Consider the following 10,572-nt stretch of genomic DNA (forward strand, 5'->3'; position numbering starts at 1 on the left):
GGGCACGGCGCAGCGGGCACCGGGGGGATACCGCTGCTCACGGGAGCGCTGCTCGCGTACTACTCGGTATACGGGCACGGCGCAGCGGGCACCGGGGGGATACCGCTGCTCACGGGAGCGCTGCTCGCGTACTACTCGGTATACGTCCTGCGGGCGGGGGCGCGTCTGGTCCCGGTGGCGGCGCCGGCGGGCGCCGCTCCCGTGCTCTGGGCGGAGCGCCCGGAGTTCACGCTGGTCTGCCGGCTGTCGATGGCCTTGGCGATGCTGGCGATGCTCGTGACGCTGTGAGCACCGGCACCGGGCCGCTCCGGCTGCCCGGCTGACCCGGGACGCCGCCGGCCGTCCCCGCCTCACAAGGGGCGTGGCCCGACGCGCCGGGCGAAACCGTGGCGTACGTCACTTGCCGCGCGCGGGCATACCCCCGAGTAGCACGGCCCTCATAGTCTGACGCCATGGTGGTCTCCCTCGCGTTGCTCGCGCTCGGCGTCCTCACCGCTGTCGTGGCCCCTCGGATGCTGTCGCGGTCCGACTGGGCGGAACGCGAGCCGGTGGTGGCGCTCTGGGTGTGGCAGTGCGTGGTGGCCGGAGTCCTGCTGAGCTTCGCGCTGTCGATGACGTTCAGCGCGGCGGCGGCCTGGCAGGTGGTGCGGGGCGGCGTCTTCGCGCCCGCACCGCGCGGCGTGCTGGAGGCGTACGAACTGGGCGCCGGCCGGCCCTGGTCGGCCGTGCTCGCGGTGGCCCTCGCCTGTGGCGGCCTGTGGAGCGGCGCGATGCTGGGCCGGGAGATCGGCCGGGCGCGGGCCCGGCGCCGGCAGCGCCGCGAGGAACTCCTGCGCCGGTCCCCGCTGTTGCCGGGCGAGGAACGGGACGGCGGCTCCGGCAAGGAGCGTCTCGTGGTCCTGGAGGGCGAGCGGTCGGACGCGTGGCTGCTCCCCGGTCCGGCCCCGCAGCTGGTCGTCACGACGGCCGCGCTGCGCCGCCTCAAGGGGCGTCAGTTGGACGCCGTGCTCGCGCACGAGCAGGGACACGCCCGGGCGCGGCACGACTGGCTGCGGCACTGTTCGGGGGCGCTGGCGACGGGCTTTCCGGGGATTCCGGTCTTCGCGGCCTTCCGGGACGAGATGCACCGGCTGGTGGAGCTGGCGGCCGACGACGTCGCCTCGCGCCGCTTCGGGCGGCTGACGATCGCGCTGGCGCTGGTGGAACTCAACGAGGACCGCGGCGTGTTCGGACCGGGCACGGATCCGGGCGCGGATCTGCCGCGCCGGGTGGACCGGCTGCTCAGGGCCGCCCCGCGGTTCACGGCGGGGCGGCGCCTGCGGCTGACCGCCGCCGCGGCGCTGGTGCCGGTGGTGCCGGTGCTGGTGGCGTTCGTTCCGGCGCTGCGGGCACTCGGTTAGCCGCCTTCGCGGAGCCGGTCGCTCCGTTCGGTGCGCGGGTCGGGGAGGATCACCCCATGCGCTCCTCCGCGGTGGTGTCCGGTGCCCTGGCCGTGCTGTTGCTCGTCCTGGTGGCCGTGGGATGGCCTCCGCTGCTCTCCCTCGACCGGTGGGTCGTCGACGCGCTGCATCGCAGCGCGGTGGCCGAACCCGGCTTCACGCGTGTCAACCGGATCCTCACCGACTGGGTGTGGGATCCGTGGACCATGCGCGCGCTGATCGCGGTGGCGGTGGTGGTGCTGTGGTGGCGGGGGGACCGCCGGCAGGCGCTCTGGCTGGCGGTGACGAGCGTGCTGGCGGCGGCGCTGCAGCAGGGGCTGAAGGCGGCGGTGGGCCGGGCCCGGCCCAGCTGGCCCGACCCGGTCGACTCGGCGCAGTACGCGGCGTTCCCCTCGGGGCACGCGCTGACGGCGACGGTGAGCTGCGGGCTGTTGTTGTGGGTGCTCGCGCTGCACTGGCGGGAGGCGTGGCGGGGCTGGAGCGTCCTCGCCGTGGCGGCGGTGGTGTCGGTGCTGGGCGTGGGGTGGACCCGGGTGTACCTGGGGGTGCACTGGCCGTCGGACGTGGTCGCCGGCTGGCTCCTCGGGTGGACGTGCGTCGCCGTCGCGATCCTCACGTACCGCCGGGCGGCCCCCGCGGGGAAGCGGAGGACAATGGGAGAAGGCTCGTGACGCCGCCTGTCCTGGACGATCCCCCGCGTCGCCCAGAACAGACGGCAGCCCCGCTGACCGGCCGCGAAGGCACGACAGCAGGATGCGCTGAGTATATTGGCCGCGAGCCAGTCAACGCAGGAGTCCAGCATGTCCCCGCGTAGCGCATCGGTCAATGAAGAGCTTCGTCGCCGTTCGCGCGAGCGGCTGCTGCAGGCCACCGTCGAGCTGGTCTCCGAGCGGGGGTACGAGGCGACGACACTAGGCGACATCGCCGAGCGGGCCGGTTCGGCGCGCGGGCTGATCTCCTACTACTTCCCGGGCAAGCGTCAGCTGCTGCAGTCCGCCGTGCACCGGCTGATGCACCTGACGCTGGAGGAGGCGCTGGAGCGCGAGCCGCGGACCGACGACGGCCGGGAGCGCCTGGCGCGGGCGATCGACGCGGTACTGGGCCTGGCGGTGGACCGGCCGGTGCTGATGCGGACGCACATGGCGCTGATCCTGCAGGCGGAGGGTTTCGTGCGCTGCCCGGAGCAGCAGCGGCTCGCCGCCCTGCTGCGGGACACGATGGTGCGGTACGGCTCGGCCGACCCGGACACGGACTACCCCCTGCTGCGGGCGTTGTTGATGGGTGCCGTGGTCGCGGTGCTGCTGCCCGGGGCGCCGATGCCGGTGAGCCGGCTGCGCGCGGAGCTGTTCCAGCGGTACGGGCTCGAATGGGAGCGCGGCACGCCGCCGGACGGAGGTCCGCCCGACGGCGTGCCGATCACGCCGGTGGCCCTGGTGGGCCGGGTGACCGCGTCGGATCAGCGGTCGAAGTCGTCGAAGTAGTCCGGCTGGGTCTGGACGTTGAGGCCGTCCATCCGGATCCGCTTCGCGGGGTCGGTACGACGGTCGGAGATCTTCAGGACGTCGAAGCCCTTCGCGATGTCGTTGGAGTAGATGTAGCCGTTGTAGTAGTACGCCGACCACGCGCCGCCGGTGACCATGGTGGTGGCGGACAGCGGGCCGCGCTCGAAGTAGGCGATCTCCTTGGGCTTGGCCGAGTCGGTGAAGTCCCAGACGGAGACGCCGCCCTGGTACCAGGCCTGGACCATCAGGTCCTTGCCCTTGACCGGGATCAGCGAGCCGTTGTGGGCGACGCAGTTCTCGGTGTCGGCCTGGTGGCGCGGGATCTTGAAGTAGCTGCGGAAGACGAGCTTGCGCTTCTTGCCCTTGCCGACGATGTCGTAGATGCCGTCCGCGCCGCGGTTCGGGCCCACGGCCGCGTTGCAGGTGGCGGCGCCGCCGCCGCCGAGCTCGTCGGTGAAGACGACCTTGTCGGCCTTCTGGTTGAAGGTGGCCGAGTGCCAGAAGGCGAAGTTGACGTTGTCCTGGACCTGGTCGATCACCTTCGGGCGCTCGGGGTCCGCGATGTCGAAGAGGATGCCGTCACCCATGCAGGCGCCGGCCGCGAGGTCCTTGCCCGGCAGCACGGTGATGTCGTGGCAGCCGGTGGTCTTGGAGACGCCCGGGTTGGTCGGGCCGCCGGGGTTTCCGCCGCCGTCCGGGCCCTCGCCCGGGAAGAGGACGGGGAAGTTGACGATCGCGGCCTTCTCGGGCGCCTTGCGGGGCACCTTGATGACCGAGATGCCGTCGTGCGGGGGCTGGCAGTCGGGGAAGGCGGCGTTCGGCGAGTACGAGGAGACGTAGACGTAGACGTCCTTGCGCTTCGGCACCAGCGTGTGGGTGTGCGAGCCGCAGGACGTCTCGACGGCGGCGACGTACTTGGGGTTGGTGATGTCGCTGATGTCGAAGATCTTCATGCCCTCCCAGGAGGACTTCTCCGTGGCCGGCTGGGTGGTGCTGGCACAGGAGTTGTCGCTGCGGGAGGAGTCGGTGGAGAGGAAGACGAGGTTGCCGGAGACGGAGATGTCGTTCTGGGATCCGGGGCACAGCACCTGCGCGACGGTCCTGGGTGCCCTCGGGTTGCTGATGTCGAAGATCCGGAAGCCGTCGTAGTTGCCCGCGAAGGCGTACTTGCCCTGGAAGGCCAGGTCGGAGTTCGTCCCCGGGAGCGCGTCCTTGGGGATGTTGACGAGGTGTTCGATGTTCTTGCTGTGGACGATCTCGTCCACACCAGGTATCTCGCCGCTCTGGATGGCGGACCGCGCCTCGGCGGCCTGCTGAGCCGAGACGGTGCCCGGCGCGGAGGAGTCACCCGGGTCGGGTGTGGCGGTTGCGGGGCCGGCTGCGAGCAGGCTGACCAGCAGTCCGGCTGCGGCGGTGGCCACACCCAGTCCTCTGATCCGTGCGCGCGGGGTACGCGTGGAACGCAACGAAGTCACTCCGTCCTCCCTTGTGTCCGTTCGTGGTTGAACGGTTGATGGACCCCGGCAGTATCTTCCTTTGCATGCACATCTCAACAGATGGCAACACAGACGTAATGAAGGTTTTTGATCAACGACCCACGGAAGCGTGCTAGGAACGGTCACTGTCCGCGCGTCCGCCCACCCCCGCTGTCGTGCCAGGTCTTCGTCCCCGGAACCACCCTGGAGGTCGTCGTGTTGAACCGCCGTATCCGTGGAGCAGTCGCCGTGGCGCTCGGCGCGGCCGCCGTATTGGCCCTGGCTGCCTGCGAGTCGGGACCCGATCCGGACGCGCCGCGGGCGAAGGGCGCCTCGGGTCCCGCGGTGGTGGCTCCCGGCAAGCCGGGTGAACCGGCCCGGCGGATATCGCCGGAGGAGGCGGCGCGGCTGAGGCCGGACGACAAACCCAACGCGGCGGACTTCAGCTATGTGCAGATGATGATCGCGCACCACCGGCAGGCGCTGACGATGACCGCGCTCGCCCCGCAGCGGGCCGGATCGACGCAGGTGAGGAAGGTGGCGGAGCGTATCTCCGCGGCGCAGCGGCCGGAGATCGGCGCGATGGAAGGTTGGCTGAAAAACAACGGCGGCCCGCGCGACCAGGGCGCGCACGACCACCACGCGATGCCGGGGATGGCGACCGAGGCCCAGCTCGCGGAGTTGCGGAAGGCCGAGGGGGCCGCTTTCGACCGTCTCTTCCTGCGGTTGATGATCACGCACCACGAGGGGGCGGTGTCGATGGCGGCGGAGGTGCTCGGCTCCGGGAACAACGTGCTGGTGGAGGAGATGGCGAACGACGTCATCGCGCAGCAGAGCTCGGAGATCAACCGGATGCGGTCGATGTAGGCCCCGGGCGGCCGGGGAAGCGCGGCACCCGAAAGGACCGTGTCGCGCGCCTCCCCCCGGAAGGGCTGCGGTGCGATGCTGGAAGCCTCTCGGCGGGACTCCCCGCGGCGGGAAGGAGTACGGCCGTGCTTCGTGTCGCTGTCGTCGGTTCCGGGCCCAGTGGGGTCTACACCGCCCAGGCGCTGGTACAGCAGTCGGCGGTGCCCGACGTGCGGGTCGACGTGCTCGACCGCCTGCCGTGCCCGTACGGTCTGGTGCGCTACGGGGTCGCGCCCGACCACGAGAAGATCAAGTCCCTCCAGCAGAACCTGCGCGCGGTGCTGGAGGACGAGCGGATCCGCTTCCTCGGGAACGTCGAGGTCGGGGCGCACGGACTGACACCCGCCCGGCTGCTGGAGCTCTACCACGCGGTCGTGTACTGCGTCGGCGCGGCGCGCGACCGGCGGCTCGGGGTGCCGGGCGAGGACCTGGCCGGCAGCCACTCGGCCACCGAGTTCGTCGCCTGGTACAGCGCGCACCCCGACGCGGCCGCCGACGGTTTCGGACTCGACGCCCGGTCCGCGGTGGTGATCGGGGTGGGGAACGTGGCGGTGGACGTCGCCCGGATCCTGGCCCGCTCGTCGGACGAGCTGCGGGCGACGGACGTGCCCCAGGAGGCCCTCGCCGCCCTGGAGGAGAGCCGGGTCCGCGCGGTCCACATGGTGGGCCGGCGCGGTCCGGGCCAGGCCAGGTTCACCACGAAAGAGCTGCGGGAGCTGGGCGGTCTCGCCGGCACGCGGGTGCGGGTGGAGCCGGCCGATCTGGCGCTCGACGCGTCGCTCGCGGATCCGTCGGGGCTGCCGGCCGTGAACCGGCGGAACCTGGAGGTCGTCCGGGGCTGGGCGGACGCGCCTCCCGCCGACGCGGCGACCGGTCGCTCCGTCACCCTGCGGTTCTTCCTCCGCCCGGTGGAACTCCTCGGCGCGAACGGCCGGGTCAGCGGGGTGCGGTTCGAGCGGACGGAGCCCGACGGCGACGGCGGCGTACGGGGCACGGGCCGGTACGAGGAGATCGAGGCCCAGCTGGTCCTGCGGGCCGTCGGTTATCAGGGGGTCGCCCTGCCGGGGCTGCCCTTCGACAAGGCCCGGGGCACGGTCCCGCACGCGGCGGGCCGTGTGCTGCGGGACGGTGAACCGTCCGCCGGCGAGTACGTGGCGGGCTGGATCAAGCGCGGCCCCACCGGTGTGATCGGCACGAACCGGCCCTGCGCCAAGGAGACCGTCGCCTCGCTCCTGACCGACGCGGAACGGCTCGCCGCCCGGCCGGTGGCGGCCGAGCCGCTGGCCGCGCTGCGCGAGCTGGGGCACGAGCCGGTCGCCTGGCCGGGCTGGCTCGCCATCGAACGCGCCGAGTCGGAGCTCGGCCGCTCGCTGGGGCGCGGGCGGGTGAAGATCCCGGACCGCCTTGCGCCGCCTTGCGCCCGGCGTGCCCGATCTGGATGCCGGGGACGGTGCCGTGGTCCTTGAGGAATCCTGCGATCCGGGGGTCGCCGAGACGGCGGGACTGCGCGGCGGCGGCGGCCAGCACGCTGTCCAGGAGGCCGGGGAAGAGCGCGTCCAGGTCGTCGCGGCGCAGGGCGTTCAGCTTGGTCGTGCCCCGGTAGATCTGCTGGATGACGCCGCTCTCGCGCAGCACCCTGAAGTGGTGGGTGGTCGTCGACTTGGTCACCGGCAGGTCGAAGTGCGAACAGCTCAACTCCGCGTCCTCGCGCGCCATCTCGCTGACGATGCGCAGCCGCACCGCGTCCGACAGCGCGTGCAGCACGTCCTCCAGGCGGATCTCGTCCCGCGCGGGGTGGTCGAGGACCCGGGGGTTGGTCGCGGTCGTCACGGCGGCTCCACTTCGTCCGGTGTCCTGGCTACCCGGCCATTGTACGAGAGCTCTCGTAGTTTGACAGATGCCGTACTACGATGAGTATCGTACGAGCATCCACCAGGCCCCCAGAAACGGAGTCCGCCATGAGCGTCGCCCTGTTCGAGCCCTACACCCTGCGGTCGCTGACCATCCCCAACCGTGTGTGGATGGCCCCCATGTGCCAGTACTCGGCAGAGGTGTTCGGACCGAACGCGGGCGTCGCCACCGACTGGCACTTCGCCCACTACGCCTCCCGCGCCACCGGCGGCACGGGCCTGATCCTGGTCGAGGCCACCGCCGTCGCCCCCGAGGGCCGGATCAGCCCCGCCGACCTCGGCATCTGGAACGACACCCAGGTCGCGGCGCTCCGCCGGATCGCAGGATTCCTCAAGGACCACGGCACCGTCCCCGGCATCCAGATCGGGCACGCCGGGCGCAAGGCGTCCACGAACCGCCCCTGGGAGGGCCGCGGCCCGGTGCCCGAGGACGGTCACGGCTGGCAGCCGGTCGGACCGAGCCCGGTGGAGTTCGCCGACGGCCACCCCGTACCGACCGAGCTCACCCCCGAGGGGATTCGGGAGATCGTCGGGCAGTTCGCGGACGCGGCCCGGCGCGCGCTCGAGGCCGGCTTCGAGGTCGTCGAGGTGCACGGCGCCCACGGCTACCTCATCGGCGAGTTCCTGTCCCCGCACAGCAACCACCGGACGGACGAGTACGGCGGCTCCTTCGAGAACCGCACCCGGTTCGCGCTCGAGGTCGTCGACGCGGTGCGCGCGGTCTGGCCGCAGAAGCTGCCGGTCTTCTTCCGGATCTCGGCCACCGACTGGCTGGCGGAGCAGGGCTGGACCGCGGACGAGACCGTCCGCTTCGCGGCCCTGCTGCGCGAGCACGGGGTCGACCTCCTCGACGTGTCCAGCGGCGGCAACGGCGGCCCGGCGGAGATCCCGGTCGGCCCCGGCTACCAGGTGCCGTTCGCGGCGCGGGTCAAGGCCGAGACCGGGCTCCCCGTCGCCGCCGTGGGCCTCATCACCGAGCCCGCGCAGGCCGAGAAGATCGTCGCCAACGGCGAGGCGGACGCCGTCCTGCTCGGGCGCGAGCTGCTCCGGGACGCCTCCTGGGCGCGCCGGGCCGCGCGGGAGCTGGGCGCCGAGACCCACGCCCCCAGCCAGTACGCCTGGGCGATCTGAGCCCGCGCGCCGCGGCGCCGTCTCCCCGGGCCGGACCGGTAACACGCGTCCGACCTGGGGAGACGTCGTTCCGGGAGCCGCTGTCGGTGGCCGGGTGCAGACTGGCCCCTGTCCGCGACAACGGCGTCCTGGAGGGATCGGCCATGCCCGACGTTCTGCTCACGGTAGGTACCCGCAAGGGCCTGTTCATCGGTCGCAGGCGCGACGGCCGCTGGGAGTTCGACGACCCGCACTTCAACGCGCAGGCCGTGTACTCGATCGGCATCGACACGCGCCGCCGCACCCCGCGGCTGCTCGTCGGGGGCGACAGCGCGCACTGGGGTCCCTCGGTGTTCCACTCCGACGATCTCGGGGCCACCTGGAGCGAGCCCCCGCGGCCCGCGGTCAAGTTCCCCCAGGACACGGGCGCTTCGCTGGAGCGGGTGTGGCAGCTGCACCCGGCACCCGCCCACTCCCCCGACGTCGTGTACGCGGGGACCGAGCCCGCCGCGCTCTTCAGGTCCGAGGACGGCGGGGAGTCCTTCGAGCTGGTCCGCCCCCTGTGGGAGCACCCGACCCGGGACCGGTGGGTGCCCGGCGGCGGCGGCGAGGCCGTGCACACGATCGTCACCGACCGGCGGGACGCGGAACGGCTGACGGTCGCGGTGTCGACGGCCGGGGTGTTCCGCTCGCAGGACGGCGGTGCGAGCTGGGCGCCGTCGAACGACGGGGTGTCGGCGGTCTTCCTGCCCGATCCGAACCCGGAGTTCGGGCAGTGCGTGCACAAGATCGCGCAGGACGCGGGCGATCTGGACCGGCTGTACCTGCAGAACCACTGGGGCGTCTTCCGCAGCGACGACGCGGGCGCCCGGTGGACCGACATCGGCGCCGGGCTGCCGTCCGACTTCGGCTTCGCCGTCGCGGCGCACCCCCATCGCGCCGACACGGCCTACGTCTTCCCCATCAACGCCGACTCCGACCGGGTGCCGGCGGACCACCGCTGCCGCGTCTACCGCACCACGGACGCGGGCGGCAGCTGGGAGCCCCTCGGCGCCGGGCTGCCCGAGGACGACCACTACGGCACGGTGCTGCGGGACGCCATGTGCACGGACGACGGCGACCCCGCGGGCGTCTACTTCGGCAACCGCAACGGCGAGGTGTACGCGAGCGCGGACGACGGCGACACCTGGCAGCAGCTCGCCTCGCACCTGCCGGACGTGCTCTGCGTACGCGCGGCGGTCATCGGCTGACGTCCCGTCGGGGGCCGGACCACGGCCCCCGGGCCCGCACCCGGCCCGGTCGGCGGGACACCTCTACGGGAGGCTCCAGTCGACGGGCTGGGCGCCCTGGCGGACCAGGAGCTCGTTGGTGCGGCTGAACGGGCGCGAGCCGAAGAAGCCGCGGTCCGCGGACATCGGGGAGGGGTGCGCCGACTCCACGGCGGGCAGGTCCCCGAGCAGCGGGCGCGCGTTCCGGGCGTCACGGCCCCAGAGGATCGACACGAGCGGCTTGCCGCGGGCGGCGAGCGCGCGGATGGCCTGCTCCGTGACGGCCTCCCAGCCGGCGCCGCGATGGGCTCCCGGCTTCCGCGGGGCGGTGGTGAGCGCGCGGTTCAGCAGGAGCACCCCCTGCCGGGTCCACGGCGTCAGATCGCCGTTCGACGGCCGCGGGAGACCCAGGTCGGTGTTCAGCTCGCGGTAGATGTTCTCCAGGCTGCCCGGCAGCTGCCGCACGTCCGGCGCGACGGCGAAGCTGTGCCCGATGGCCATGCCCGGCGTGGGATAGGGGTCCTGGCCCACGATCAGCACCCGCACCTCGTCGAACGGCTGCTGGAAGGCACGCAGGACGTGCTGTCCCGCCGGAAGGTACGTCCGGCCCGCGGCGATCTCCGCACGGAGGAAATCGCCCATCGCCGCGATGCCTCCGGCGACCGGCGCCAACGCCTCGGCCCAGCCGGGCTCCACAAGTTCACTCAACGGTCGTGCTGCCACAGTCGGTCACCCTACCGGCCTACACGGACAGTCGATCACCACGGAGCCCGCCCGGGCACGGTCCCGTACACGGACGCCCCTCCGCCGGGCGGTGCGCCGCATCCGTGGCCGCGGGCCGGACGTACCTTCCGGCGGGACAGCACGTCCTGCGTGCCTTCCAGCAGCCGTTCGACGAGGTGCGGGTGCTGATCGTGGGCCAGGACCCCTATCCCACGCCGGGCATGGCCATCGGGCACAGC

The 10,572-nt window shown here is 72.6% G+C and carries 10 protein-coding genes and 2 pseudogenes; 9 read left to right on the top strand and 3 right to left on the bottom strand.

The features are described from left to right. The 4 genes from EAO71_RS00355 to EAO71_RS00370 form a co-directional block, all read left to right on the top strand. A partial coding sequence (locus EAO71_RS00355; protein WP_147975767.1) for a DUF5134 domain-containing protein occupies positions 1-288 on the top strand: 288 nt, incomplete at its 5' end. 164 nt (positions 289-452) lie between these two features. Next, complete coding sequence (locus tag EAO71_RS00360) at positions 453-1,400, top strand: M56 family metallopeptidase (protein WP_147975735.1); 948 nt, start codon at positions 453-455, stop codon at positions 1,398-1,400. Between the two features lie 56 nt (positions 1,401-1,456). After that, on the top strand, positions 1,457-2,110 hold the full coding sequence (locus EAO71_RS00365; RefSeq protein ID WP_147975736.1) for a phosphatase PAP2 family protein: 654 nt from the start codon (positions 1,457-1,459) through the stop codon (positions 2,108-2,110). Between the two features lie 129 nt (positions 2,111-2,239). Beyond that, positions 2,240-2,920, top strand: a complete 681-nt coding sequence (locus tag EAO71_RS00370) for a TetR/AcrR family transcriptional regulator (protein ID WP_147975737.1) — start codon at positions 2,240-2,242, stop codon at positions 2,918-2,920. Here the strand turns inward: EAO71_RS00370 and EAO71_RS00375 are convergent. After that, positions 2,896-4,416: an LVIVD repeat-containing protein gene (locus EAO71_RS00375; protein ID WP_147975738.1), complete on the bottom strand. Its 1,521-nt coding sequence runs from the start codon at positions 4,414-4,416 to the stop codon at positions 2,896-2,898. The genes EAO71_RS00370 and EAO71_RS00375 overlap by 25 nt on opposite strands. 216 nt (positions 4,417-4,632) lie before the next feature. Between EAO71_RS00375 and EAO71_RS00380 the strand changes: the two genes are divergently transcribed. Further along, positions 4,633-5,283, top strand: a complete 651-nt coding sequence (locus EAO71_RS00380) for a DUF305 domain-containing protein (protein WP_147975768.1) — start codon at positions 4,633-4,635, stop codon at positions 5,281-5,283. Positions 5,284-5,408: 125 nt separating this feature from the next. After that, positions 5,409-6,788 (top strand): FAD-dependent oxidoreductase, encoded by a 1,380-nt coding sequence (locus EAO71_RS00385; protein WP_147975739.1) that lies wholly within the window; start codon positions 5,409-5,411, stop codon positions 6,786-6,788. A 22-nt stretch (positions 6,789-6,810) separates the two neighbouring features. On the opposite strand, the pseudogene EAO71_RS00390 reads toward EAO71_RS00385, so the two are convergent. Continuing rightward, positions 6,811-7,152 (bottom strand): annotated as a pseudogene (locus EAO71_RS00390) (ArsR/SmtB family transcription factor); the annotation flags it as partial. Between the two features lie 128 nt (positions 7,153-7,280). Between EAO71_RS00390 and EAO71_RS00395 the strand changes: the two are divergent. Together EAO71_RS00395 and EAO71_RS00400 are read left to right on the top strand one after the other, a co-directional pair. Next, complete coding sequence (locus EAO71_RS00395) at positions 7,281-8,363, top strand: NADH:flavin oxidoreductase/NADH oxidase (RefSeq protein WP_147975740.1); 1,083 nt, start codon at positions 7,281-7,283, stop codon at positions 8,361-8,363. Positions 8,364-8,506: 143 nt separating this feature from the next. Then, complete coding sequence (locus tag EAO71_RS00400; RefSeq protein WP_147975741.1) at positions 8,507-9,592, top strand: WD40/YVTN/BNR-like repeat-containing protein; 1,086 nt, start codon at positions 8,507-8,509, stop codon at positions 9,590-9,592. Positions 9,593-9,655: 63 nt separating this feature from the next. Here EAO71_RS00400 and EAO71_RS00405 read toward each other — a convergent pair whose 3' ends face one another. Further along, positions 9,656-10,333 (bottom strand): uracil-DNA glycosylase, encoded by a 678-nt coding sequence (locus EAO71_RS00405; RefSeq protein ID WP_147975742.1) that lies wholly within the window; start codon positions 10,331-10,333, stop codon positions 9,656-9,658. Positions 10,334-10,410: 77 nt separating this feature from the next. Between EAO71_RS00405 and EAO71_RS00410 the strand changes: the two are divergent. After that, positions 10,411-10,572, top strand: a pseudogene (locus tag EAO71_RS00410) (uracil-DNA glycosylase); the annotation flags it as partial.

This window comes from Streptomyces sp. MS191 (assembly GCF_008042125.1).
Taxonomy (GTDB): Bacteria; Actinomycetota; Actinomycetes; order Streptomycetales; family Streptomycetaceae; genus Streptomyces.

Excerpts from the sequence above, each read along its gene's own strand:
- EAO71_RS00360 (WP_147975735.1), top strand. The coding sequence starts at position 453 with ATGGTGGTCTCCCTCGCGTTGCTCGCGCTCGGCGTCCTCACCGCTGTC.
- EAO71_RS00365 (WP_147975736.1), top strand. The coding sequence starts at position 1,457 with ATGCGCTCCTCCGCGGTGGTGTCCGGTGCCCTGGCCGTGCTGTTGCTC.
- EAO71_RS00370 (WP_147975737.1), top strand. The coding sequence starts at position 2,240 with ATGTCCCCGCGTAGCGCATCGGTCAATGAAGAGCTTCGTCGCCGTTCG.
- EAO71_RS00395 (WP_147975740.1), top strand. The coding sequence starts at position 7,281 with ATGAGCGTCGCCCTGTTCGAGCCCTACACCCTGCGGTCGCTGACCATC.
- EAO71_RS00400 (WP_147975741.1), top strand. The coding sequence starts at position 8,507 with ATGCCCGACGTTCTGCTCACGGTAGGTACCCGCAAGGGCCTGTTCATC.